19 protein-coding genes are annotated in these 23,732 nt (G+C 71.0%); 8 read left to right on the top strand and 11 right to left on the bottom strand.

Annotation, left to right across the window (positions count from 1 at the left end; all coding sequences use genetic code 11):
- The first annotated feature begins 9 nt into the window (after positions 1 to 9).
- On the top strand, positions 10 to 810 hold the full coding sequence (locus MTS1_RS14195; RefSeq protein ID WP_023955184.1) for a PP2C family serine/threonine-protein phosphatase: 801 nt from the start codon (positions 10 to 12) through the stop codon (positions 808 to 810).
- A 67-nt stretch (positions 811 to 877) separates the two neighbouring features.
- Positions 878 to 3,613: an FtsK/SpoIIIE domain-containing protein gene (locus MTS1_RS14190; RefSeq protein ID WP_023955181.1), complete on the top strand. Its 2,736-nt coding sequence runs from the start codon at positions 878 to 880 to the stop codon at positions 3,611 to 3,613.
- On the opposite strand, the gene ald is transcribed toward MTS1_RS14190, so the two are convergent.
- Together ald and MTS1_RS14180 are read right to left on the bottom strand one after the other, a co-directional pair.
- A complete protein-coding gene (ald, locus tag MTS1_RS14185; protein WP_023955179.1) occupies positions 3,579 to 4,694 on the bottom strand; it encodes an alanine dehydrogenase in 1,116 nt (371 codons plus the stop codon). The two genes, MTS1_RS14190 and ald, sit on opposite strands and share 35 nt — an antisense overlap.
- Positions 4,695 to 4,728: 34 nt before the next feature.
- The gene (locus MTS1_RS14180) at positions 4,729 to 5,718 is read right to left on the bottom strand and encodes an asparaginase (RefSeq protein ID WP_023955177.1); all 990 of its coding nucleotides are present in this window, start codon (positions 5,716 to 5,718) and stop codon (positions 4,729 to 4,731) included.
- Between the two features lie 52 nt (positions 5,719 to 5,770).
- Here MTS1_RS14180 and MTS1_RS14175 point away from each other — a divergent pair, with 52 nt between their 5' ends.
- Entirely contained in the window at positions 5,771 to 6,250 is a 480-nt protein-coding gene (locus MTS1_RS14175; protein WP_023955175.1) for an OsmC family protein, read from the top strand.
- 9 nt (positions 6,251 to 6,259) lie between these two features.
- On the opposite strand, the gene MTS1_RS14170 is transcribed toward MTS1_RS14175, so the two are convergent.
- Complete coding sequence (locus MTS1_RS14170) at positions 6,260 to 7,063, bottom strand: 1-acyl-sn-glycerol-3-phosphate acyltransferase (protein ID WP_036305910.1); 804 nt, start codon at positions 7,061 to 7,063, stop codon at positions 6,260 to 6,262.
- 93 nt (positions 7,064 to 7,156) lie between these two features.
- Entirely contained in the window at positions 7,157 to 8,638 is a 1,482-nt protein-coding gene (locus tag MTS1_RS14165) for an HNH endonuclease signature motif containing protein (RefSeq protein ID WP_233494954.1), read from the bottom strand.
- Positions 8,639 to 8,777: 139 nt separating this feature from the next.
- On the opposite strand from MTS1_RS14165, the gene MTS1_RS14160 reads away from it, so the two are divergent.
- Together MTS1_RS14160 and dxr are read left to right on the top strand one after the other, a co-directional pair.
- Positions 8,778 to 9,755, top strand: coding sequence for an FKBP-type peptidyl-prolyl cis-trans isomerase (locus MTS1_RS14160; protein WP_023955169.1), 978 nt, complete (start codon positions 8,778 to 8,780; stop codon positions 9,753 to 9,755).
- Between the two features lie 57 nt (positions 9,756 to 9,812).
- Positions 9,813 to 10,898 carry a 1-deoxy-D-xylulose-5-phosphate reductoisomerase gene (gene dxr, locus MTS1_RS14155; protein WP_023955167.1) on the top strand — a complete coding sequence of 362 codons (1,086 nt, stop codon included), beginning with the start codon at positions 9,813 to 9,815 and terminating at the stop codon, positions 10,896 to 10,898.
- Positions 10,899 to 10,907: 9 nt separating this feature from the next.
- Here the strand turns inward: dxr and pflA are convergent, their stop codons facing one another.
- The 5 genes from pflA to MTS1_RS14130 form a co-directional block, all read right to left on the bottom strand.
- Positions 10,908 to 11,711: a pyruvate formate-lyase-activating protein gene (gene pflA, locus MTS1_RS16560; protein WP_233494960.1), complete on the bottom strand. Its 804-nt coding sequence runs from the start codon at positions 11,709 to 11,711 to the stop codon at positions 10,908 to 10,910.
- Positions 11,712 to 11,725: 14 nt separating this feature from the next.
- On the bottom strand, positions 11,726 to 13,999 hold the full coding sequence (gene pflB, locus MTS1_RS16555) for a formate C-acetyltransferase (protein ID WP_023955163.1): 2,274 nt from the start codon (positions 13,997 to 13,999) through the stop codon (positions 11,726 to 11,728).
- Between the two features lie 182 nt (positions 14,000 to 14,181).
- On the bottom strand, positions 14,182 to 15,789 hold the full coding sequence (locus MTS1_RS14140) for a Mur ligase family protein (RefSeq protein ID WP_036305908.1): 1,608 nt from the start codon (positions 15,787 to 15,789) through the stop codon (positions 14,182 to 14,184).
- A 66-nt stretch (positions 15,790 to 15,855) separates the two neighbouring features.
- The gene (locus tag MTS1_RS14135) at positions 15,856 to 16,557 is read right to left on the bottom strand and encodes a DUF1775 domain-containing protein (protein WP_052007903.1); all 702 of its coding nucleotides are present in this window, start codon (positions 16,555 to 16,557) and stop codon (positions 15,856 to 15,858) included.
- Between the two features lie 56 nt (positions 16,558 to 16,613).
- Complete coding sequence (locus MTS1_RS14130; RefSeq protein WP_023955157.1) at positions 16,614 to 17,201, bottom strand: hypothetical protein; 588 nt, start codon at positions 17,199 to 17,201, stop codon at positions 16,614 to 16,616.
- A 56-nt stretch (positions 17,202 to 17,257) separates the two neighbouring features.
- Here MTS1_RS14130 and MTS1_RS14125 point away from each other — a divergent pair, with 56 nt between their 5' ends.
- Complete coding sequence (locus MTS1_RS14125; protein WP_023955155.1) at positions 17,258 to 18,562, top strand: RIP metalloprotease; 1,305 nt, start codon at positions 17,258 to 17,260, stop codon at positions 18,560 to 18,562.
- A 26-nt stretch (positions 18,563 to 18,588) separates the two neighbouring features.
- On the opposite strand, the gene MTS1_RS14120 is transcribed toward MTS1_RS14125, so the two are convergent.
- On the bottom strand, positions 18,589 to 20,526 hold the full coding sequence (locus MTS1_RS14120) for an anthranilate synthase family protein (protein WP_023955153.1): 1,938 nt from the start codon (positions 20,524 to 20,526) through the stop codon (positions 18,589 to 18,591).
- 238 nt (positions 20,527 to 20,764) lie between these two features.
- Here MTS1_RS14120 and ispG point away from each other — a divergent pair, with 238 nt between their 5' ends.
- Together ispG and MTS1_RS14110 are read left to right on the top strand one after the other, a co-directional pair.
- Positions 20,765 to 21,895, top strand: coding sequence for a flavodoxin-dependent (E)-4-hydroxy-3-methylbut-2-enyl-diphosphate synthase (gene ispG, locus MTS1_RS14115; RefSeq protein ID WP_023955151.1), 1,131 nt, complete (start codon positions 20,765 to 20,767; stop codon positions 21,893 to 21,895).
- A gap of 67 nt (positions 21,896 to 21,962) precedes the next feature.
- Entirely contained in the window at positions 21,963 to 23,030 is a 1,068-nt protein-coding gene (locus MTS1_RS14110; protein WP_023955149.1) for a hypothetical protein, read from the top strand.
- Positions 23,031 to 23,042: 12 nt separating this feature from the next.
- Here the strand turns inward: MTS1_RS14110 and pcp are convergent, their stop codons facing one another.
- Entirely contained in the window at positions 23,043 to 23,678 is a 636-nt protein-coding gene (gene pcp, locus MTS1_RS14105; RefSeq protein ID WP_023955147.1) for a pyroglutamyl-peptidase I, read from the bottom strand.
- Between the last annotated feature and the right edge of the window lie 54 nt (positions 23,679 to 23,732).

The following is a 23,732-nucleotide window of genomic DNA, read 5'->3' as shown; positions in this document are numbered from 1 at the left end:
AGTGACAGCGTGCCCGACCCCACGACCCAATCCCGGATCGTGGACGTCCCGTCCGGTGCGATCGAACTCCGGTGGGCCGCCGCGACCGATACCGGACGTCGACGCGACAGCAACCAGGATGCCGTTCTCGCGCAGTATCCGCTGTTCATCGTCGCCGACGGCATGGGCGGACACATCGGCGGCGAGATCGCCAGCGCGAGTGCCGTCGATCGTCTCCGTGGTGTCGCCGATCGCGGCGTCGTCACTCCCGAAGACATCGAAGAGGCTCTCGAGCGGGCTGTCGGCGACATCGCCGATCACCCCGAGACGACCGACGACGGAACCGGCACCACCGTCACCGGCGTGTACCTCGACATCGTCGACGGCGAACCGCAGTGGACGACTTTGAACATCGGCGACTCGCGGGTCTACCTCCTGCGCGACCAGGCGATCGCTCAGGTCACGACCGACCATTCCGTCGTCCAGGAGCTCGTCGCCGCGGGGCGGCTCAGCCCCGAGGAGGCGGAGCAGCACCCGTACGGGAACGTCATCACGCGCGCCGTCGGGCCGAGCGACGGTGTCACTCCTGATTACGTGCGTCTGGATGTCGTCGACGGCGACCGGTTCGTCATCTGCAGCGACGGGCTCACGAAGGAGCTGACGGACTACGGAATCCTGCATTTCCTGCTCGAGAACCCCGATCCCGCTGCGGCGGTCTCGGCGATGATGACCGCCGCGCTCGAGAACGGCGGTCGCGACAACGTGACGATCATCGTGCTCGACGCGCACTTCCGCAGCGCCGACGACGCCTCCTCCCCGAACGCGGACTGAACCCGGCTCTCCACCTCCTGCGCCATCAGGATGGTGGCACCACGAGTGCGTTGCTTGACTCGGACGCGTGCATCCGACCGTCCCCTTCGACGACCCGATCCGGCTGCCGCCGCCGCGGCCTGAGACACGGCGTCCGCCGCTCCCGGTGTGGGCGCTGGCGGTCCCGGTGGCGGGTGCCGTCCTCCTCTGGCAGATGACGGGGTCGCCGACGGTGCTGTGGTTCGCGGCGCTCGGGCCCCTCGTCGCGGTCGCGTCGCTGCTCGACGGGATGCGCGTGGCGCGTCGAGAGCGGCGCAGCTCCGCGGGGAGCGCCGCTGCCGGCCTGCGGTCCGCTCACGCCGAGCTGGACGAGCGCCACGCACACGAGCGCGCCGACCGCTGGTGCACGACGCCGGATGTCGCCCGACTCCTCGCCGCCCCCGACGATCTGTGGCGTCCGAGGCCCGCCCGCGACCTGGTGGTCGTGGGATCGGGCGACGCGCCGTCGCGCACGCGTGTCGATGGTGACGCGCCGCCGGAGTTCCGGCAGGCCGCCGCCACCGTGCGCGACGCGCCGGTCACGGTCCCGCTCACGGCGGGGATCGCGGTCGTCGGGCCCGCAGCGCCCGCGGCGTCGATCGCGCGAGCTCTCGTGCTGCAGATCTGCCTCGTCCACGGGCCGGGCGAAGTCTCGCTCGTCGCCGCGGCCGAGGACTGGGCCCGAGAGCTCCCGCACGCGTCGGTGCTCGGAGGATTGCGGCTCTGGTGGGGGTCAGGGGCGCCACCCGCGGATGCCGACATCGCGATCGTGTGCGTCGACTCGGTTGCCCCGCCCCCGCAATGCGCCGCCGTCGTGCGAGTCTCCGGCGTCGACGAAGCGGTGCTGGGGTATGGCGGTTCCTCCTCGGTGCTGCGTCCGGAGACGATCGGCCGGGCTCAGGCGACGACGATCGTCGCGCTGCTCCGCGAACGGGCCACCGCGGTGGGCGGCGACGACGTGACGCCACTGTCGTTCGACGATCTTCCTCGCCCCGGCGGCGCGGGGCTCACCGCGGTTCTCGGAGCCGGCCGCGGCGGTCCTGTGATCGTCGATCTCGTCGACGACGGGCCGCACGCGGTCGTGGTGGGGGCTACCGGCAGCGGGAAGAGCGAGCTGCTCGTGACCTGGATCGCGTCGCTCGCGCGGGCCTCGCCGCCGTCGCGCGTGAACTTCCTGCTCATCGACTTCAAGGGCGGTCGGGCTTTCGACGCGTTGACGTCGTTGCCGCACGTGGCAGGCGTGGTGACGGATCTCGACGATCGGAACGCTGTGCGTGCGATCGAGAGCCTCGCCGCCGAGGTGCGGCGCCGGGAACGCGTCCTGGCCGAGCTCGGGGCACGTGACATCGCCGAGGCGTCCGATGCGCTGCCGCGGCTGGTGGTCGTCGTCGACGAATACGCCGCGCTCACGGCCGCTCACCCCGCGATGCACGACGTGTTCGCCGACATCGCCGCACGCGGCCGCGCGCTCGGGATGCATCTCGTGCTGGCGACGCAGCGTGCGGCGGGGTACCGCGAAGCGGTGCTCGCCAATGCGCCGCTACGGATCGCCCTGCGTGTGGCCGATGGCGCGGAGTCGCGCGCCGTGCTCGGGTCGGCGGAGGCTGCGGCACTGCCCGGTGGACGCGCGGACCGCGGTGCCGCGCTGGTGAAGCGTCCGGCGGACGCGCAGCCGCACCTGCTGCGGGTGAGTCTGTGTCCTCCCGAGGCCATTGCGGACATCGCTCGAGCCGCCGCGGGAGCGACTCCGGCCCGTCGCCCCTGGCTGCCGCCGCTGCCCGCTCACATCGCGCTGGCCGACGTGCGGCGGGAGGGCGCCCTCGTTCTGGGTGTGGCCGACGAGCCGGCAGAGCAGCGTCGGCGCGTCGTGGTCCTCGACGGACGTGCGCCAGGAGCAGGGGTGCTCGGACGCGCGGGGTCGGGGCGCACGACGCTCCTGCGAACCATCGCGGCACAGGTGCCCGCCGACCGGCTGTGCTGGGTACCCGGCGACCTCGAGGCGGCGTGGGACGTCGTCACCGCGCTCGACGACGTTCCAGAGGGCTGGGTGGTCGTCGTCGACGATCTCGACCGCCTGCTCGCGGCGTTGCCCGACGACTACAGCGCCGCCGCGGCGGCGATCCTGGAACGCGTCGCGCGCGACGCTCGAGCCCGCGGCATCCAGTTCATCTGCGCGGCGCAGCGGATAACGGGAGCCGTCGGGAGGATCATCGACCTTCTGCCCGATCGTGCGGTGCTCACAGCGGTCTCGCGGTCGGAGCACGTCTCGTTCGGCGGTGACCCATCGCACCACGACCCGTCGGCGCCGGCGGGGCGGGGGAGATGGGGTGGTGCGCTCGTCCAGTTCGCCGATCCCGGCGACGTTCCTCCGCCGCGCGGCGAGGCAGCGCTCCCCGGTGTGTTCGAGCCGAGCTTCGCCACAGCGTTCGTGGCACCGCCCACGGGCGCCACGCAGGCGGTGCTCGACCACTGGCGCAGTCGCGGCCTCGAGGTCACTTCTGTGGAGCAGACGACGTCCCTGCGCCCGGGGAGGGTCGTGTGGGGCACCCCGGAGGCATGGATCGGTCGCTGGCGCGGCGCGGCGGCAGGTGCGCAGACGCGGGTTCAGCTCGTGGTCGACGCCGCCTGCGGGTCCGAGCTGCGGCTCGTGACGGGCAGCCGGCGGTTGTCGCCCTACGCCGTGCCGGGCCGCGGGCGCGCGTGGGTCATCGACACGCGGACGGATCGTGTCCGCCGGGTCGTCCTGCCTCTCAGCCCAGCGCGTCGGCCAGCGAGCCTGCCGTGAGATCGTGCGCTGCTGCCACGCCCTCGTTCACGACCTGGCCCGCGGCGGTGTTGAGTCCGGCCGCGAGCGCCGGGTCGGAACTCAGCGCCCGGCGCCAGCCGTGGCGGGCGATCTGCCGCACGTAGGGGAGTGTCGCGTTCGTGAGAGCTGAGGTCGAGGTGTTCGGCACGGCGCCGGGCATGTTCGCGACGCAGTAGAACACCGTGTCGTGCACGCGGAAGGTGGGATCGGCGTGGGTCGTCGGCCGGGTGTCCTCGAAGCAGCCGCCCTGGTCGACGGCGATGTCGACCAGCACCGAACCCGGTCGCATGCGTGCGACGGTCTCGTTGCGCACGAGCTTGGGGGCTTTGGCGCCGGGGATCAGCACCGATCCGATCACGAGATCGGAAGCCACGACCGCGCGTTCGAGATCGAGCGGGTTGGAGGCGGCGGTCTTGACCCGCCCCTGGAAGTGGTCGTCGAGGAAGCGGAGGCGCTGGATGTTGGTGTCGAAGATCGTCACGTCCGCGCCGAGGCCGGCCGCGATGTATGCGGCGTTCGCGCCGGCCACTCCGCCTCCGATGACCGTGACCGCGGCGGGCCGGGTGCCGGGGACACCGGACATGAGCAGGCCGAGACCGCCGGCCGAGCGGAGCAGCGTGGAGGCGCCCACCATCGGGGCGAGGCGGCCGGCGACCTCGCTCATCGGTGCGAGGAGCGGCAGGCCCCCGCCGGGGAGCTGCACGGTCTCATAGGCGATGGCGGTGATGCCGCTCTCGACGAGCCGTTCGGTGAGCGGGCGGTCGGCCGCGAGGTGCAGGTAGGTGAACAGGACCAGGTCATCGCGGAAGCGGTGGTACTCGCTCGCGATCGGCTCCTTGACCTTCAGCAACAGCTCGGCGCGCGCCCAGACCTCGTCGGCGTCGTCGAGCAGCACTGCTCCGGCGTCGGCGTACTCCGAATCGGGCAGCGACGAGCCCTCGCCGGCACCGCGCTGGACGAACACGTCGTGGCCGTTGACGACGAGGTCGTGCACACCCGATGGTGTGAGCGCAACGCGGTACTCGTTGTTCTTGACCTCGCTGGGAACGCTGATGCGCATGGCAGTCCTTTCTGCGCTCCCTCGTGAGGAGCCGCTACACCGTCGGCCGGATGATGCCGACGTTCTGTCCGCCGCCGAGCACTGTCAGCGGAAGATGAGAGATCACGCGGGCCACGGGTGCGGCCTCGAGGGCGCCTGCCCGCACCAGCAGGGTGAGGGCGATCGCCGACGCGGCGCGGCCGTTGCCGTCGAGCACCTTGAGGGCCACCGTGGTCCCGTCGGGGGCCACCATGACGAGCACGCCCTCGGCGCCCGTCTTCGCGAAGACTCCGAGTCGCTCGATCGCGACGGTGTCGGGTCGCCCGGGACCATCGATCGTCCAGGGATTCTCGCGAACGGCCCGGACGAGGGCACCAGCCATGCGGTGCAGTGCGAACGGCGAACGCTCGCTCGCGGTGCCGATGCGCTGGATCGCGCGCCCGAGCGCGATGAGGCTCATCGCGTAGACGGGGGCGCCGCATCCGTCGATCGCCATCGCCGAGGCCTTCGTGCCGGTCAGTCGTTCGATGACCTCCCGCGTGTGCACCTGAAGCGGATGCTCAGGGTCGAGATACGTGGCGGTGTCCCAGCCGCTCGCGACGCACGCAGCCAGCATCGCGGCGTGCTTGCCCGAGCAGTTCATGCGGATGCGGGTGGGGGTGCCGAGTTCCCGCACGATCTCGTCGCGCGTGGCGGTGTCGCCGGGCCAGGCCGGTGGGCAGCCGAGATCGTCCTCGCCGAGGCCTGCGTCGTTCAGGATGCCGCGGACGACCGCGACGTGCCGATCGGTGCCGGAGTGGCTGGCGGTGGCCAGGCCGAGCCGTTCCCCCTCGAGCGAGGCTCCGGCGGTCATGCTGGCGAGTGCCTGCAGGGGCTTGAGGGTCGAGCGCGGCAGGATCGGTGCGTCTACGTCGCCGAGGGTGCGGATCGGGCTGCCGTCGGCTCCCAGGACGACCGCTGCGCCGGCGTGACGGGACTCGATGAAACCGCTGCGCTCGACGACCGCGAGCTCGACGGCGGCGGGAACGGCGAAGGTCTGCGGCACCCCGACAGCCTACCGTCGCGGGCCGCGCCGTGCCGCGTGTCAGACTGTCTGCATGTTGGGTGAGCACCGCTATTCCGTCCGGGCCGAGTGGACCGGGAATCGCGGCACCGGAACGAGCGGCTACCGAGACTACGACCGGGCCGTCACGCTGAGCATCGACGGAAAGCCGTCGCTCGCGGCGTCGAGCGACAAGCCGTTCCGCGGAGACCCGACCCGGTGGAACCCGGAGGATCTGCTGCTCTCGGCGCTCTCCGAATGCCACCTGCTGTCGTACCTTCACGCGTGCGTGACGGCGGGGGTCGTCGTCGTCTCGTACACCGATGACGCGACGGGAACGATGCGTGAGGACGGGCGGGGTGGCGGCGCGTTCGCGGAGGTCGTCCTGCGACCCCGGGTCGTCGTCGCGGAGGCCTCGATGCGAGAGGCGGCGCTCGAGGCGCACGCTCAGGCGAATGCCTGGTGCTTCATCGCGAACTCGGTGAACTTCCCGGTGCGCCACGAGCCGACGATCCTCGTCTCGGGCGAGGAGTGACCTGTCTGGTCAGCGGCGTTCGTGCGGCAGAGCCTGCTTGATCCGCTCGACGGTGTTCTGCGGCGGGGCTTCGTTGTAAGCGCCTGCCAGCTCCTGACCTGACAGGGCGTGGATGGCAGCCATGATCTCGTCGGTGGCGTTGCGGCGGGCTCGACCGGAGTCCGCCGAACCGTGGTGGCTGAGGTCGAGTGGCTCGCCGAAGCGGACGGTCACCCGCGGACGGAGCCGCGGGAACTTCGCCCCGACGGGCATGATGTCGCTCGTCCCGATGAGTCCGACGGGGATCACCGGTGCGCCGGTCTGCAGCGCGAGGAAGGCGACACCGGTGCGCCCCTTGTAGAGGCGGCCGTCGAGAGAGCGCGTGCCCTCGGGGTAGAGCGCCGTCGACCATCCGGCGTCGAGCATCTTCTTCTGCTGGTCCAGGGCATCGAGCGCGGCTTGGCCTGCTCCGCGGCGTACCGGGAACGCGCCTGCAGCGTAGAAGAACTCGCGCGACAGCCACCCGCGGAATCCGGTCCCGTCGAAGTAGCTCGACTTCGCGAGGAACCGCACCGGGCGTGGCGACGCCATGGGGATCACGAAGGAGTCGATGAAGGAGAGGTGGTTGCTCGCCAGGATGACGGCGCCCTTCCGGGGGAAGTGCTCGCGTCCTTCGATGCGCGGCCGGTAGATCATGCGAGCCAGCGGTGCGAGCACCCACCGGCCGATCACGTAGGTGAGACCGATTCCGGGGACTGCTTCGACGGCGGCTGCGGCTTCGTCGTGCTCGCCGGGCTCGCCGGACTGCGGCTCGGTTGCGTCAGCGTTCACCAGACGAGGCTACTGCGGAACGCATAACTACGCGGACATGTTGTGCGAGCGCACACGACCGACGTGGGCGGGCGAGGCCGTATCGAGTACGGATCGTCAGAACGGTGGAGCTCCCGGTCCGGGTGGACCCGCGGTCGTGAATGCCACCAATGGTGGTGGTGCGTCTTCGCGGTAGATCCGTCCGGTGGGTGAGGTCCAGACGAGCAGGCCGCCGGGGAGCTGTCGGACTCGCCAGCGGGTGTGGTGTTTGACGTCGTGGTGTCTCTTGCAGAGGTTGGCGAGGTTGCACACGTGCGTCGCACCGCCGTCGGAGGCAGCGATTGTGTGGTCGAGCTCGCAGCGGATCGCCGGTTGCCGGCATCCGGGGAATCGGCAGTGCCGGTCGCGTGCCCGCAGCAGTCGCGCCATGGCGGCGGTGGGCCGGTAGGTGTCGCATTCGAGCACGGTCCCGGTGACGGGGTGGGTGAGGAGCCGGTCCCACGAGGTGGCGTTGCCCGCCAGCTCCCGTGCGGTTGCGGCATCGATGGGGGAGCGGCCAGCGAGATCCGCGGGCCCGTCGTCTTGCCCCATGAGGGTGAGCGCGGAGACCGCGACCTGCACGTGCGCGCGGATCGCGCCGAGGGTTCCGTCGCCGTCACCGGTCGCGGTGGGGTCGAGGCCGGGCGTCCCGGCGAGGAGGAGGTCACTGAGCACGTCGGCGCGGACCTGATCGATGCTTCGCGCATCGTCGACGAACGACGACCCGTCGCAAATCGTCGCATCGGCATCGCGACCGCCACCATTGGCGTCGGCTCGCGCGCCACGCGCGTCGGCTCGAGCGCCAGCGCCACCGGACGCCGCGTCGGCTCGAGCGCCAAGCGCGTCGGCTCGAGCGTCAGCCCCGCTCGCGTCAACGCCCGCCGCGTCGGCCTGATGCCGCACGTTGATGATCTCCCGCGCCTGCCGCGTCAGCCGGTCGACAATCCCATCCGCGATCACCGTCGGCAGGGTCGCGATCAGGTCCGACATCCCATCCGCGCCGGCCTGCACCCGCACGCACCGCCCCGCCGCGGCCTCTTCATGCCGCTCCGTGAAACTCCGCGGGTGCATCCGCTCCGCGATCACCCGCAACGCGTCCCGCACCCGGTTCGGGGTCTCGCCCTCACACCGCTCGACCGCGACGCGTTCGAACTCCGCCCGCTCCTCCGCAGGCACCAGGCATCCCGTCTCCTGGATGACCCGCACATGCCCGCGGACTATCCGCCCCGCCTCCCACGCCGCCATCGTCACCGGATAGTTCTCCACCAGGTCCCGCGCCTCATCGATGCGGCGCTGCACGGTCCGGTCGGTCGCCACGAACACCCCAGCCAGCTCCGCGGCGATTCCACGCAGCGCCATCTCCCGCGCCTTGACCCTCTCCGACGCCCCAGCGGCCTGCTTCTCCGCGAGAACCCCAGCGGCGGCGAGCACCCGAACCTCACGCACCTGGCCAGCCCGAACCACGTCCGCCGCCCCCTCGGCATCCGCGACCAGCATCGCGAGCTCAGCGACATCAGCGTCGCTGCCCATCCCGCCGCTCATCCCGCCATTCGAATGCATGTTCTAATATTGCCACGGGCCTCCGACATCGCCCCGTCGCAATCCACAACGCTGACGGAGGGCGCCCCGGGTTCTCAGCGCGCACTGATGCTGGTGCGAGAGGATGACAGTTCCGTCTCCCCGATCGAAGAGGTTCTCCGTGCGTCTGCGCCCGTTCGCCGCTCTGTCCGTCGTCGCCGTCTCGGCGCTTGCGCTCGCCGGTTGCGCGGGCGGTGACACGGCTACCGAGTCGCCCAGCCCCAACGCTTCCGGCGGGTCGGAGCAGTGCCTCGTCGACGCCCAGCCGGGGGAGTCCTCCGACAGCATCGAGGTGTCGGGCGCGGCGCCCGAGCTGACGGCGACGGTCGACCCGGGCCTCGAGCCCGCCGAGATCGAGCGGACGCTCACGACCCGCGGCGACGGCGAGGACCTCCACTCGGGCGACCTGGTGTCGGGGTCCTACGCGATCTACGACGGCGCGACGGGCGAACTGCTCGAGCAGTCGCGCGACACCTCGCCCGACGACTCCGGGCTGGTTCCGGTCCTGCTCGACACCCAGCAGTACTCGGTGTTCGTCGCGGCGCTCGAGTGCGCCCCGCTCGGCTCGACGGCGGCTCTGGCGATTCCCGGGTCGGCGTTCGGCGAGGGCCGGACGGCCGTGGTGGTCGTCGCGGAGGGCGTCGAGAAGCTCCCGACTCGGGCGACCGGCGCCGACCAGGCGCCCGTCGACGGCATGCCGACGGTCGAGCTCGCCGACGACGGCGCCCCCACCATCACCCTCCCCGGCACCGACGCGCCGACCGAGGTGAAGCTGGCGAACCTGAAGACCGGCGACGGCGCCACGATCCAGCCCGGCGACACCGCATTCGTGCAGTACACCGGCGTGAAGTGGTCGGACGGCTCGGTGTTCGACTCGAGCTGGGACCGCGGCCAGCCTGCGGCGTTCCCGACGAACGGGGTCGTCGCCGGCTTCCAGCAGGCCCTGGAGGGACAGCAGGTCGGCTCGCAGGTGCTCGTCGTCATCCCGCCGGCCGCGGGTTACGGCGCGCAGGAGGGCAGCGAGCTCCAGAACGAGACGCTCGTCTTCGTCGTCGACATCCTCGGCGTCCAGCGCACGCCCGCGCCGGCCGCAGGCTGAGGTCGCCCGCCGCCGCGCCAATCAACCCGGCACCCCCGCAGCACCTAGGCTGACGGGATGCGTCGCGTCGTCATCCTCGGCTCCACCGGTTCGATCGGGACGCAGGCGCTCGACGTCATCGACTCCCGGCGCGACCGGTTCGAGGTCGTCGGGCTTGCCGCCGGGTCGAACGCGCGGATGCTGGAAGAGCAGGCAGCTCGCTTCGGGGTGACCCGCACCGCACTCGGCGCGGCTGATGCGGAACGTCTCGTCCGTGATGTCGACGCCGACGTGGTGCTCAACGGCATCACCGGGTCGGTCGGGCTGGGGCCCACTCTCGCCGCGCTCGAGTCGGGTCGAACACTGGCGCTCGCGAACAAGGAGTCGCTGATCGTCGGCGGCGAGCTCGTCACCTCTCTCGCCGCGCCCGGTCAGATCGTCCCGGTCGACTCCGAGCATTCCGCCATCGCGCAGGCCCTGCGGTCGGGCGAATCCGACGAGGTGCGCCGGCTCGTGCTCACGGCATCCGGCGGGCCGTTCCGCGGCCGCCGGCGCGACGAGCTGGCCACCGTGACCCCCGCGCAGGCGCTCGCTCACCCCACCTGGGATATGGGACGCGTCGTGACGACCAACTCCGCGACGCTCGTCAACAAGGGGCTCGAGGTCATCGAGGCCCACCTGCTGTTCGGCGTGGACTACGACCGCATCGACGTCGTCGTGCATCCCCAGTCGGTGGTGCACTCGATGGTCGAGTTCATCGACGGCTCCACCATCGCCCAAGCCTCGCCGCCCGACATGCGCCTGCCGATCTCGCTCGGCCTCGACTGGCCGCGCCGAGTCGCGGGCGTCGGCGCTCCGCTCGACTGGACACGTGCGGGCGAGTGGACCTTCGAGCCGCTCGACGACGCAGCGTTCCCGGCTGTCGCCCTCGCCAAGCGCGTGGGCGCAGAGGGGGGAACCTACCCGGCGGTGTTCAACGCCGCGAACGAGCAGGCCGTCGAGGCGTTCCACGCCGGGGCGCTGAGCTTCCTCGGGATCGTCGAGACCGTCGAGCGCGTCGTCGACGCGCACCGTCCGCCGAGCGAGCTCACACGGGAGTCGCTCGCGGAGGCCGAGTCGTGGGCGCGGAACGCCGCTGACCGCGCGATCGGTGCGACGCGATGACGGCCGCCGTCAGTAGACGGTGAGGCCTCGCGCCGCGAACTGACCGCGGACCCGCGCGAGCAGCTCGGCATCCGGCGTCGGTCGCCCGGCGAGCGGGTAGGGGATGCCGAGTCGCTCCCACTTCGACGTACCCATCTGATGGAACGGCAGGACCTCGACGCGGTGCACGTTCTGCCATCGGGCGACGATGTCGGCGACGGCGTCGACGTTCTCCACGGCATCCGTGAGTCCGGGCACGAGCACGAACCTGATCCACACGGGCGTGCCACGAGCGGCCAGGCGGTCGCCGAAGTCGATCGTCGGCTGCAGGTCGCGCCCGGTGACCTCGCGATAGGTGTCGGGCAGGCCCGACTTCACGTCGAGCAGGACGAGCGAGACGTCGTCGAGCAGCGCATCGGATGCCGCGCGGCCGAGGTTCCCCGAGGTGTCGATGGCGACGTGGACGCCGAGCTCGGCGGCGGCCCGGGCCAGGCGCGTGACGAAGGCCGCCTGCTGCAGCGGCTCACCGCCGGAGATCGTCAGTCCTCCTCCCGTCGCCCGGAAGACCGGCAGGTACCGGCGCAGACGGGCGACGATGTCATCGAGCTCGGTGAGCTCGCCGTCACGCTGACGCCACGTGTCGGGGTTGTGGCAGTACTGGCAGCGCAGCGGGCATCCCGCGAGGAAGAGGGTCATCCTGGTGCCGGGGCCGTCCACGGAAGTGACGAGCTCCCAGGAGTGCACGCTCGCGACATGCCCGGACCGTCGTGCGGCGAGACGGTCGTGACGGGGGTCGCTCAGATCGGCGGTGCAGGCCGCGCCCGGCACCAGGATGGCGGACACGGGACTCAGACTCCCGTGTGGAAGGTGCGGCTGAGGACGTCGAGCTGCTGCTCTCGGGTCAGTCGCACGAAGTTGACCGCGTAGCCGGAGACCCGGATGGTCAGCTGCGGGTACTTGTCGGGGTTGACCATCGCGTCCTCCAGCGTCTCGCGCGTGAGCACGTTGACGTTGAGGTGGTAGCCGTCCGAGGCCATCTGCGCGTCGAGGAGTCCCACGAGGTTGCGGACCCGCTCGTCCGGCGTGCGCCCGAGCCCGCTCGGCGTCACGGTCGTGGTCAGCGAGATGCCGTCCTGGGCCTGGTCGAAGGGCAGTTTCGCGACCGACAGCGCGGCCGCCAGCATCCCGTGCGTATCGCGCCCGTTCATGGGGTTCGCGCCCGGGGCGAAGGGCTGGCCGGCACGGCGTCCGTCGGGGGTGTTGCCCGTGGCCTTGCCGTACACGACGTTCGACGTGATCGTCAGCACCGACTGGGTGTGGACCGCGTCGCGGTATGTCTGGTGCTTGCGGATCATCGACATGAAGTCCGACACCAGCTCGCGGGCGATCTCGTCGACGCGGTCGTCGTCGTTGCCGAAGGTGGGGAAGTCGCCGTGGACGAGGTAGTCGACGACGAGACCCGACGCATCGCGCACCGGCTCGACCTTCGCGTACTTGATGGCCGAGAGCGAGTCGGCGGCGACCGAGAGGCCGGCGATGCCGCATGCCATGGTGCGCAGGACGTTCCCGTCGTGCAGCGCCATCTCCAGACGCTCGTAGGCGTACTTGTCGTGCATGAAGTGGATGCAGTTGAGCGCGTCGACGTACGTCTCGGCGAGCCACTCCATCATCACTCGGAAGCGCTCGCGCACGTCGTCGTACCCGAGCACGTCTCCCGAGACGGGGGCGGCGGCCGGCGCGATCTGCTTGCCGCTCACCTCGTCGCGTCCGCCGTTGATGGCGTACAGGAGAGTCTTGGCGAGGTTGACCCGAGCCCCGAAGAACTGCATCTGCTTGCCGACCGTCATCGGCGAGACGCAGCATGCGATCGCCGCGTCGTCACCGCACAGCGCGCGGATGTGGTCGTCGGACTCGTACTGGATCGACGAGGTGTCGATCGAGACCTGCGCGCAGAACTCCTTGAAGCCGTCGGGCAGCGCGTCGGTCCACAGCACTGTCAGGTTGGGCTCGGGTGCCGGGCCGAGGTTGTAGAGCGTCTGCAGGAATCGGAAGGCGGTCTTGGTCACGAGCGTGCGTCCGTCCTCGCCGACACCGCCGATCGACTCCGTCACCCAGGTCGGGTCGCCGGAGAACAGCGCGTCGTACTCGGGCGTGCGGAGGAACCGCACGATGCGCAGCTTGATGACGAGGTCGTCGACGAGCTCCTGCGCCTCGACCTCGGTGAGGATGCCGCGCGCCATGTCGCGCTGGATGTAGGCGTCGAGGAACGCGGTGTTGCGCCCGAAGCTCATCGCGGCGCCGTTCTGCTCCTTCACCGCCCCGAGGTAGGCGAAGTACAGCCACTGGATCGCCTCGCGGGCGGTGGCGGCGGGCCGGGTGATGTCGAAGCCGTACGAGGCGGCCATCTCGGCGAGTTCGTGCAGGGCGCGGATCTGCTCGGCGTTCTCCTCACGCGAGCGCAGGATGTTCTCCGTCGAGGGGTGCATGTCGAGCTCCGCCCGCTCGACGTTCTTCGCCGCCACGAGCGCGTCGGTGCCGTACAGGGCGACGCGCCGGTAGTCGCCGATGATCCGGCCGCGACCGTAGGCGTCGGGAAGGCCCGTGATGATGTGGCTGCTGCGGGCGCGGCGGACGGCCGGCGGGTACACGTCGAAGACGCCGTCGTTGTGGGTCTTGCGGTAGCGCGTGAAGATCGTCTCGAGGGTCGGGTCGACCGGATAGCCGTACGTCTCGAGGGCTCCCTTGACCATGCGCCAGCCGCCGTTCGGCATGATCGCGCGACGCAGCGGCGCGTCGGTCTGCAGACCGACGATCAGCTCGTCCTCGCGCCGGATGTAGCCCGGAGCGTGCGACGTGATCGTCGAGGGGGTGAGGGCGTCGACGTCGTACACGCCGCGCTCGCGCTCTGCCGGGAACATCTCGCTGAGCGTCTGCCAGAGCCCGGTCGTGCGGGCCGTCGGTCCCACGAGGAACGACGCGTCGCCGGTGTAGGGCTCGTAGTTGCGCTGGATGAAGTCGCGGACGTCGATGTCGTCCTGCCACGGGCCCGGGGCGAAGCCCTCCCACGCGGCGGGGACCGCGTCGTCGTCGTGTGCTGTCGTGGTCGGGATGACTGTGCTCATCGTGGGTCCTTCGTCCTGTCGGAAGGCCCGCCGGGGAGCGGGGAAGGCGCTGGTCGTGCCTGCCGCGGCGTGCCTGCGGCCGACGTTACGCCCGGGCCGCAGAGGGTGCGGCGATCGTGCACGGGAGCGACAGGACGGCGGGGGACCGCCGATTTTTCACAGTGGTCCGACCACAAACGCGCTCAGTCGGCGTAGGGCACGGCCCAACTGGGCTCGGGCACCGGCCAGCCGGCATCCCGAAGCGCTCGACGAGCGAGCTCGCGAGCCGAGTAGGGCGTGCGGACTCCGCGGATGTCGCGGTAGTCCTGGTGTCCCGGGCCGGCCCACAGGATCGCGTCGCCCTCTCCGACGAGCGAGACGGCTTCGATGATCGCCTTCTCCGGCGGCGACGACTCGCGGATGTCGGCATCCGGTCGCGCTCGCCGAGCGCCCTCGAGCAGGGTGGCCCGAATCGCGTCGGGATCCTCGAAGCGCGGGTGGTGGTCGGTCACGATCAGGATGTCGCTGCCGAGGACAGCCGTCGCCCCCATGTCGTGCCGCTTGGTCTTGTCGCGATCGCCGTCGGCGCCGAACACCATCACGACGGTCCCGGGGGTCACGCGCCGCACGGCGGCGAGGGTCTTCTCGAACGCGTCGGGGGAGTGCCCGAAATCGACGTACACGGCCGGCCCGCGGTCGCCCGAGACGCGTTGCGTGCGGCCGGGCAGGTGCGCATCGATGCGGTGCCCGTCGAGCACGCGCACGAGCTCGTCCCACGCGTATCCGCCCTCGAGGAGCATGACGATCGCGAGACCGGCGTTCGCGGCCATGTGCCGTCCGATCACCGGAACCGTCGTCGTGAGCTGTCGGCCACCGGGCCCGACCAGCCGGAACTCGGTGCCGTCCTGCCGCTCTTCGACGATCTCGACGGTCCAGTCCGCTGTCGCTGCGGGGGTCTCGGCGATCGCCGGAGTGATGATCGTCGTCACGGGGATTCCCGCGCGCGCCACGATGTGCGCGCCGGCGTCGGAGTCGAGGCACACCACCCCGCGTCGCGCCCGGTCCGCGAGGAAGAGCGGCAGCTTCGCCTCGAAGTACTCCGCCATGTCTCGGTAGTCGTCGAGGTGGTCGTGGGTGAGGTTGGTGAACCCGGCGACGTCGAAGACCACTCCGTCGACGCGGTGCCGGGTCAGCGCTTGCGCGCTCACCTCGACGGCGACCGCGTCGACGCCGCGCTCGCGCATGAGGGCGAGCAGCGCGTGGAACTCCGAGGCCTCGGGGGTCGTGAGCCGCGACACGATGACGTCGCCCGCGATGTGGCGCTCCGCCGTCGAGGACAGGCCCGTGACGACTCCGAGCTGACCGAGGATCCCCTCGATGAGGTGAGAGACGCTGGTCTTGCCGTTCGTCCCGGTCGTGCCGAACAGCAGGGGGAGACGGTCCTCGCGGCCGGTTCCGTAGACCCAGGCCGAGAGCTCGCCCAGTCGGGCCCGCGGATCGTCGACGACGACGATGGGCAGACCGGCGTCGGCGGCGAGCTCGGCCCCGCGAGTGTCGGTGACGATGGCCGCTGCGCCCGTCGCGGCGGCCTGCGCTGCGAAGTCGGCACCGTGCCGGACGGCACCCTGGATCGCGACGAAAGCCTCGCCCGGGCGTAGATCTGCCGTCGCGAGGGTGATGCCCGTCACGGTGACGTCGGTGGCGGCGCCGACAATCCGCCCGCCGACGTGCGCCGCGAGCTCTGTCAGGGAGCGGCGCGGCGGACTCTCGGGGCGGAGGACGGGAGGGAGGTTCGGGGCGTCGGTAGGCATTGCGACCATTGTCTCACCCCGGTTCCGGGGCGGCCGCGTCGATTGACGCGCCCGCCCCGGCTGTGCTCAGGCGCGTCGGCGGGTGATGGCCAGGACGAGCGCTGCGGCCGCGACGACGAGAGCCCCGGCCGAGAGCCAGATGGGCAGAGGATCGGCCGCGGACGAGGATGCCGCGGTCGTCTCCGCGTCGGCCGCATCGGCCGTGTCGCCGGACGAGTGGCCGCCTTCGGAGTGTCCGCCGTGCGCGTCGGCCGCCGCTGCTCCGACGACCACGACGGGAGCCGGGTATTCGAGGTCGTCCGGGTCCTGACCGTCTTCAGCGACCTGCACCCAGGCGGCCTCGCCGGTCTCGCACTGCTGCGTGACGGGGAAGGCGAAGCTCTCGCCCTCGGCCGAGCCGGGGAAGATCACGTTCATGCCGGCAGAGGCGGCGTACGCGTCGGGGATGGGCGCGACCGCCGTGTACGTCACGCGTGTGGGGATGCCGTTCTCGCCCGCCTCGGTCGTGATAGTCCACGCGCCGTCGATGACGGGGGTCGCGCCCTGTGCCTCGGCGGGGATGTCGACGACGAGTGCCGTCGTGGGCGACCCGTCGCAGCCGTGGCTGAACGAGAAGTCGATACGGGTCGAGCCGTTGGCGGCGACCTCCTCCGGCGTCACGTGCACGTGTGCCGAAGCGGCGAGCGGGAGGGCGAGGGCGAGGGCGGCACCGGCGGTCACGCCGACGGCCAGGCGCGCACGGCGGCGCGCGGTCATGGTGCGGGTCATTGTCATCTCTCAGAACATGCGGGCGGCGTCATGCGGCCCGCTACGGGAAGGGGAGGTCACACGGTGGCGACCGGCGGACCCCGCAGTGACAGAGAGAAACGGAGGCGACGTGCCGCCGCGACGCGTTCGCGGCGCGGGACGGGACGGAGCATCGGAGTCCGCGCACGAACCGACGGCGACATCAATCGCACGAACCGCAGGATGCCGCGATGGATGGCGCGCACCAGGCGTTCCCCGGCGACGAGCGTCGCGACGGTCACGGCGGCGGCGAGAACATGCGTCGCCGTCATTCCCGAGCTCACGGCGTGCGTATGCGCGAGAGGCGCGAGGGCGGGGAGCCCTCCGCCGTGGGTGTGCGGGACCGGCGCCGTCGGATCAGCGGCACCCGCGATCGAGAAGAAGGTGTGGAACAGGCCCTGACTGGCGAGGACGACCAGGCCGGTGCGCCATGCCGAGGGTGCGCGGCCGACGAGCCAGACGGCCGCGGGCGCCGCGAGCAGCGTCGCGACGACGATGAGCCAGAGCGGCGCCAGCCCGCCCGAGATGGTGTGGGCCGTGGCGGCGAAGACGGTGGCGATCGCGGCGGAGGCGGTTCCCCGCAGCGCGCGAGCACGCCGCACTGCCGCACTCTGCGCCCGCTCCATGGTGGGAGTTTACGGCCTGGGCCGATTCAAAGACTCGGCGGGTACTCTGAGCGGTCGTGACCGTCCTCGCTTTCGTCATCGGCGTCGTGCTGCTCGTCGTCGGGCTCGCCGTCTCGATCGCGCTGCACGAGGTCGGGCACCTCGTCCCCGCCAAGCTGTTCGGCGTGCGTGTCGGCCGCTACATGATCGGCCTGGGGCCGACCCTCTGGTCGCGGCGCTTCGGCGAGACCGAGTACGGCGTGAAGGCCCTGCCTCTCGGTGGCTACATCTCGATGTCGGGCATGTATCCGCCGGCACCCGAGGGTCCCGAGGCCGCCACCCGGCGCAGCGGTCGCTTCTTCGGGGCGATGGTGCAGGACGCCCGCCTCGCCAACGCCGAGACCCTCGTCGAGAACGACACGCGACCGGCGTTCTACCAGCTGTCGGTGTGGAAGCGCATCGTCATCATGGTCGGCGGGCCGCTCATGAACTTCGTACTCGCGATGGTGCTCTTCGGCATCGCGCTGAGCGCCATCGGACTGCCGAGCGTTTCGACGACGATCGCCGGCGTCAACGAGTGCGTCGTCCCGGCCGGCGTCGAGCGCACGACGTGCGAGCCCGGTGATCCCGTCTCACCGGCCGCGGCAGGCGGCATACGCCCCGGCGACATCATCGTCGCCGTCGACGGCACCGAGGTGACGGGCTACGTCGAGGCGACCGCGATCATCCAGGCGTCGCCGGGGCGCACGATCCCGATCGTCGTCGAGCGGGACGGCGATCGCGTCACGCTGGAGGTCACTCCGATCGCCGCCGAACGCCCCGTGATGGCCGCGGACGGGACGACCGAGGTGAAGGAGGTCGGCTTCGTCGGTATGACGGGAACGCGTATCAACGTGCCGCAGCCGATCTGGACCGGACCGCAGGCGGCGGTCGAGCGGCTCGGCGCCGTCGCGAGCGTCATCTGGCAGCTGCCCGTCAAGGTCTATGAAACCGGAGTCGCCCTCGTCACCGGTGCGGAACGCGATCCCAATGGGCCGCTGTCGGTCGTCGGTGCCGGGCGCATCGCGGGGGAGGTCGCCGCGACCGAAGCGCCCATTCAGGACCGCGTCGTCGACCTGCTGAGCCTGCTCGGCTCGCTCAACATCGCGCTGTTCATCTTCAACCTGCTGCCCCTGCTGCCCCTCGACGGCGGACACGTCGTGGTGGCCCTGTGGGACGGGATCAAGCGCGCCTGGGCGAAGCTCTTCCGCCGCCCGCGTCCGCGACCGGTCGACGCCACGAAGCTCGTGCCCGTCACCTTCGTCGTCGTGATCGCGCTCATCGTCATGGGCGGGACCCTGATCCTTGCCGACGTCTTCAACCCGATCTCGATCCTCGGCTGACGCCCTCGCCGCCGGTGCGGCGGCGATCAGGCTGGGACGGGCTCAAGCGCGAACCCGATGAGCCGCTCGAGGGTCGGCAGGCCATCTCGAGACAGGATCGACTCGAGGTGCCCCTGCACCGACGCATACGCGGGACCGCGTAGCGCGTACACGTCACCCGACGACGGGTCGGCCGCGATCTCGGTGTCGCCGAGGCGGTCGGTGCCGGGAGCGACGCGCGCCGTGAACGTGTTGTAGAACCCGATGGATGCCGGCTGCCCGAACACATCCACGCTCTTCTGCAGGCCCTGATGGGGCGACGCGAGAGGGGCCAGCGCGATGCCGAGCCGGTCGGCCAGGATCTGGTGGCTGAGGCAGACCGCGAGCAGCGGAGTGCCCGCGTCGGCGCGCCGGCCGACGAGCTCTCGCATGCGGGCGATGCGAGGGCTCGCGCCGTCGCGCGGATCGCCCGGGCCGGGACCGAAGACGACGAGGCCGGCCTCGTCGACCGCGGCATCCGTCACCTCGTGCCAGGGAGCGATGCGAACGGTGAACCCGAGGTGGTGCAGCTGGTGTCCGAGCATCGTGGTGAAGCGGTCCTCGGCGTCGACGACCAGCACCTCGCGGCCCGCGTACGGCCCGCCCTCGGCGGCCTGCGGGTCGAGCCAGAACTGCGCGAGACGCGCGTTGCGCGAGGAGAGCAGGGCCGCGATGGTCGGATCGTCGCCGAGCCGCGGGCGGTGCGCGGCCGGCGCGTCCTCGTCGACGGCCGTCGTGTCGGCGATCGCCGCGGGCGCTTCGTCGCGGTCGACGGCGCCGATCGCGCCCAGGACGCCGGCCGCCTTGCCGTGGGTCTCGCCCACTTCGCCCGCCGGGTCGGAGTGCCGCACGAGCGTCGCGCCGACCGGCACGCGCAGCCGGCCGTCGACGAGGTAGGCCGTGCGGATCAAGATGGGCGCATCGAGGTCGTGGCCGCCGCCGGCCGCGGGCGTGAACAGGGCCGCGACGCCGGAGTAGTACCCGCGGGGCGTGCGCTCGTGCCGCGCGATCACGGTGCACGCGTTCTGCATGGGCGAGCCCGTGACGGTGGGGGCGAACATGGTCTCACGGAGGATGTCGCGGGGATCCATCGTGCTCGAGCCGCGCAACATGTACTCGGTGTGGGTGAGGCGCGACATCTCCTTCAGATGCGGCCCCGTGATGCGACCCCCGTCCGAGCAGACGGCCGACATCATCTTCAGCTCCTCGTCGACGACCATGAACAGTTCCTCGGTCTCCTTGGTCGAGGAGAGGAACTCCGTCAGGGTCTCGGCCGTCGCGCCGCCGCGAGGGTGCCGGAAGGTGCCGGAGATCGGGTTCATCGTGACGATGCTGGTGCCGGGCTCGGCGGGCGCGCCGCTGCGCGCGCTGACGTGCGCCTCCGGGCTGGCGCCGACCGCGACATGGCCGTCGGTCACCACGAGGAAGGTCCAGTAGGCGCCGCGCTCATGCTGAAGCAGTGCGCGGAACCAGGTCAGGCCGGCGGTGACGGCATCCGTCTCGACCGTCGCGGCGAAATCACGGCGGATGACGAAGTTGGCGCCCTCGCCGCGGCCGATCTCGTCGGCGATGACGCGGCGGACGATGTCGGCGTAGTCGTCGTCGGAGATGTCGAACCCGGCGTCCTCGAGCGGCACCCGCTCCGACGGCAGCTGGCGCAGTGCCTCGGCCAGGGGCAGGGAATCGTGGTCAGCGACGCGCAGGCAGCGCAGTGGTGCCCGGTCGTCGTGGCACACGAAGCCGCGTTCGACCACCTGACGGAACGGCACGAGGGCGAGCACCTCGCGCGGAGTGCCGTCGGGATCGTCCAGCGGGATGTCGGCGAGCCGGTCGACGTCGACGACGTCGCCGCGGAGCACCTCGACGCTCGCCCCGTCGCGCGCGATGAGCGCGAACGGCTCACCGCTCGCGGCGAGATCGGTCAGGGTCGGGAGGGAACCGGTCATCGTCGTCTTTCTTCGTCGGAGCGCCCGCCCCACGAAGAAGACCGCCGGGCCTTCAACGCCGGGCGGTCTGAAACGTGTGCACGTCGAACACACCGCCTAGGCGGTGTGCCACCAGGAGAGGCGCGTGCGCATGGGGCGAAATTATCACACCCGCACGAGGGATGCGGTGTCGCGCGGCTCCCAGCCCGTCTGCGGCCCTGCCGCGTAGGCTGTGCCCGTGCCAGCTGTCAATCTCGGGATGCCCCAGGTTCCGGACGTCCTCGCCCCCCGCCGCAAGAGCCGGCAGATCCGTGTCGGAAAGGTGCTCGTCGGGGGAGGAGCCCCCGTCAGCGTGCAGTCGATGACGACGACACCCACCACCGACATCAACGCGACGCTGCAGCAGATCGCCGAGCTCACGGCGTCCGGCTGCGAGATCGTGCGCGTCGCCGTACCCTCGCAGGACGACGCGGACGTGCTGCACATCATCGCCAAGAAGAGCCAGATCCCCGTCATCGCCGACATCCACTTCCAGCCCAAGTACGTCTTCCAGGCGATCGACGCCGGATGCGCCGCGGTGCGCGTGAACCCGGGCAATATCCGGAAGTTCGACGACCAGGTCGGAGCGATCGCGAACGCGGCGAAGGCCGCGGGCGTCTCGCTGCGCATCGGCGTCAACGCCGGTTCTCTCGACCGTCGTCTGCTGGAGAAGTACGGCAAGGCGACCCCGGAGGCCCTCGTCGAGAGCGCGGTCTGGGAGGCCTCGCTCTTCGAGGAGCACGACTTCCACGACTTCAAGATCTCGGTCAAGCACAACGACCCGATCGTCATGGTCAAGGCCTATCGGCAGCTCGCCGAGCGCGGTGACTGGCCCCTGCACCTCGGGGTGACCGAGGCCGGCCCGGCTTTCCAAGGGACGATCAAGAGCGCCACCGCGTTCGGCATCCTGCTGGGAGAGGGGATCGGAGACACGATCCGCGTCTCGCTGTCGGCGCCGCCGGCCGAAGAGGTCAAGGTCGGACACCAGATCCTGCAGTCGCTCAACCTGCGGGAGCGCAAGCTCGAGATCGTCTCGTGCCCGTCATGCGGGCGCGCGCAGGTCGACGTCTATACGCTCGCCGACGACGTCACGGCGGGTCTGAAGGATGTCACCGTGCCGCTGCGCGTCGCGGTCATGGGCTGCGTGGTGAACGGGCCGGGCGAGGCTCGCGAGGCCGACCTCGGCGTCGCGTCGGGCAACGGCAAGGGCCAGATCTTCGTCAAGGGCGAGGTCATCAAGACCGTGCCCGAGTCGGAGATCGTCGCGACGCTCATCGAAGAGGCCCGCCGTATCGCCGACGAGCTCGGCCCCGACGCGCCCCTCGGCACGGCGCAGGTCGTCACCGCCTGAGATCGGTTCCATAACGCTTCGACGGCGGATGCCGCGGCCGGCGTGCCGGTCCTGCCAGGCTGAAGGCGTGCTCCGTCGTCCCGTCGCGTTCCTGCCCCTCGCGATCGCCGCCGTTCTCGCGGTGGGATGCACCCCCGTCGAACGTGCGGCGGAGACCCCGTCGCCGGTCAGCCCGTCGTCTGCCGCCCCCACCCCGACACCCACCCCGACGCCGAACCTCGAGCCCGTCCGGGCGTTCGACGCCGATTGCGACCAGATGCTCACGGTCGAGCAGCGCGATGAGCTTCTCGGCGCGGGCTCGATCACCGTCGCCGAGCAGATCGCGTTGTGGGAGCCGGAGCGTCCCGTGCCCGTGGAGGCCGACCCCGTCGGCACCGTGGGGGGTCTCACCTGTACCTGGTTTGCGGCGGAGGGCGTCGAGCCCGCCGCGGGTGTCAGGAACCTCACCACGATGGTGCTACCCGCCGCGGCGGTGACCAACGAGATCGCTGCCGCCTACTCGGTCGCGTTCTGCGAACCGAATTATGATTCGAGCGCCTGTCGTTTCGGCGTCCGCGTGGGAGACGACTGGGTCAGCGCAACCGTCGGCTCCGAGGTCTATGAGGCGCCGGAAGAGCTTCTGAGCGCAGCCGTCGAGGCGGTGTCGCGGAACCTCGCGTCGGCGACGAAGCCACGCCCCGTCGACCGCATCGACCAGACCTGGTCCATCCCCGACTGCGTCGAGCTCGGGGAGGCCATCGGTCTCGAAGACATCGTCGGCCCCTACCGACATGGCTACTGGGAGGGGGCGGAGCAACCCGAGGACGTCCTGTTCGCCTCGGCCGGTATCGCGCTAACCTGCCCGATGTTCTCCGACGGTGAGCGGCTCCACTACGACACGCACGAGTTCCGCATCCTCGCCCCTCTCGCTGCCCCCGGTCTCGGCTGGCAATGGAAGCAACTTCGTACGGGTAACGCCGAGGCAGCGGTCGCCGTTGAGGTGGCAGGCGCCGCGGACTCGTTCGGCGTCGATCGGGGTTACGGGTCGGTGCTCGTCTACGCGACAGACGGCACGAACGTCGTCAGCATGTGGTCTCAGGACGCCGAGGTCGCAGCTCAGGTCCTGTCTCGGATGCTCACCGCGCTCTCCAGCTGAAGCGAAATCGCATCAGGCGATCGTGCCCGCGGCGTAGGACGCGTCGACGTCGGTGTCGAGCGATGTACGGATGGCGATGCGCATCGCCCGCGCGATCTCCACGAGAGCAAGCGACGGCTGACCGACGGGAGCGTCCGTGCTCGCGTAGGGCACATGGATGAAGCCCGCCCGGCGGAGCCCGGAGTCGTCGACGTCGAGCACGGTGAACATCGCGTGGTTGCAGATGAAAGTGCCGGCCGAGTGCGAGACGGTGGCGGGGATGCCGGCATCCATGATCGCGGCGGTGATCGCCTTGACGGGCAGGGTCGCGAAGCGGGCGGCCGGCCCTCCGGGTGACGACGGGACGTCGACCGGCTGGTCACCGGCGTTGTCGGGGATGCGCGCGTCGAGAAGATTGATCGCGACGCGCTCGATCGTGATGCCTGCGCGTCCGCCCGCGAGGCCCGTTGCGACCACGACATCCGGGTCGTGCGTCGCGATGAGCTGGCGGAGCCTGCGCCGAGCGCCGTCGAACTCGACGGGAAGAACCGCGGTGACGAGCTGTTCCGGCCCGTCCCACTGATCGGCGACAAGGCGGACGGCATCCCCAGACGGGTTGGTCGCGTCTCCCGCGAACGGCTCGAACCCGGTCAGCAGCACGGTCGTCATCCGCTCAGATTAGTTCGCACGACCGCGAACCTTCGCGGCAGTGCCGGACACTAC

This window comes from Microbacterium sp. TS-1, from assembly GCF_000509385.1.
Classification (GTDB): Bacteria; Actinomycetota; Actinomycetes; order Actinomycetales; family Microbacteriaceae; genus Microbacterium; species Microbacterium arborescens.
Note: the sequence above shows the minus strand (reverse complement) of the source record. Positions and strands in the feature narration are given on the sequence as shown.

Coding starts and splice junctions, on each gene's coding strand:
- ald (WP_023955179.1), bottom strand. CDS start 4,694: ATGCGCATCAGCGTTCCCAGCGAGGTCAAGAACAACGAGTACCGCGTT.
- MTS1_RS14175 (WP_023955175.1), top strand. CDS start 5,771: ATGTTGGGTGAGCACCGCTATTCCGTCCGGGCCGAGTGGACCGGGAAT.
- MTS1_RS14165 (WP_233494954.1), bottom strand. CDS start 8,638: ATGCATTCGAATGGCGGGATGAGCGGCGGGATGGGCAGCGACGCTGAT.
- dxr (WP_023955167.1), top strand. CDS start 9,813: ATGCGTCGCGTCGTCATCCTCGGCTCCACCGGTTCGATCGGGACGCAG.
- pflB (WP_023955163.1), bottom strand. CDS start 13,999: ATGAGCACAGTCATCCCGACCACGACAGCACACGACGACGACGCGGTC.
- MTS1_RS14140 (WP_036305908.1), bottom strand. CDS start 15,789: ATGCCTACCGACGCCCCGAACCTCCCTCCCGTCCTCCGCCCCGAGAGT.
- MTS1_RS14135 (WP_052007903.1), bottom strand. CDS start 16,557: ATGACCCGCACCATGACCGCGCGCCGCCGTGCGCGCCTGGCCGTCGGC.
- MTS1_RS14130 (WP_023955157.1), bottom strand. CDS start 17,201: ATGGAGCGGGCGCAGAGTGCGGCAGTGCGGCGTGCTCGCGCGCTGCGG.
- MTS1_RS14120 (WP_023955153.1), bottom strand. CDS start 20,526: ATGACCGGTTCCCTCCCGACCCTGACCGATCTCGCCGCGAGCGGTGAG.
- ispG (WP_023955151.1), top strand. CDS start 20,765: ATGCCCCAGGTTCCGGACGTCCTCGCCCCCCGCCGCAAGAGCCGGCAG.
- pcp (WP_023955147.1), bottom strand. CDS start 23,678: ATGACGACCGTGCTGCTGACCGGGTTCGAGCCGTTCGCGGGAGACGCG.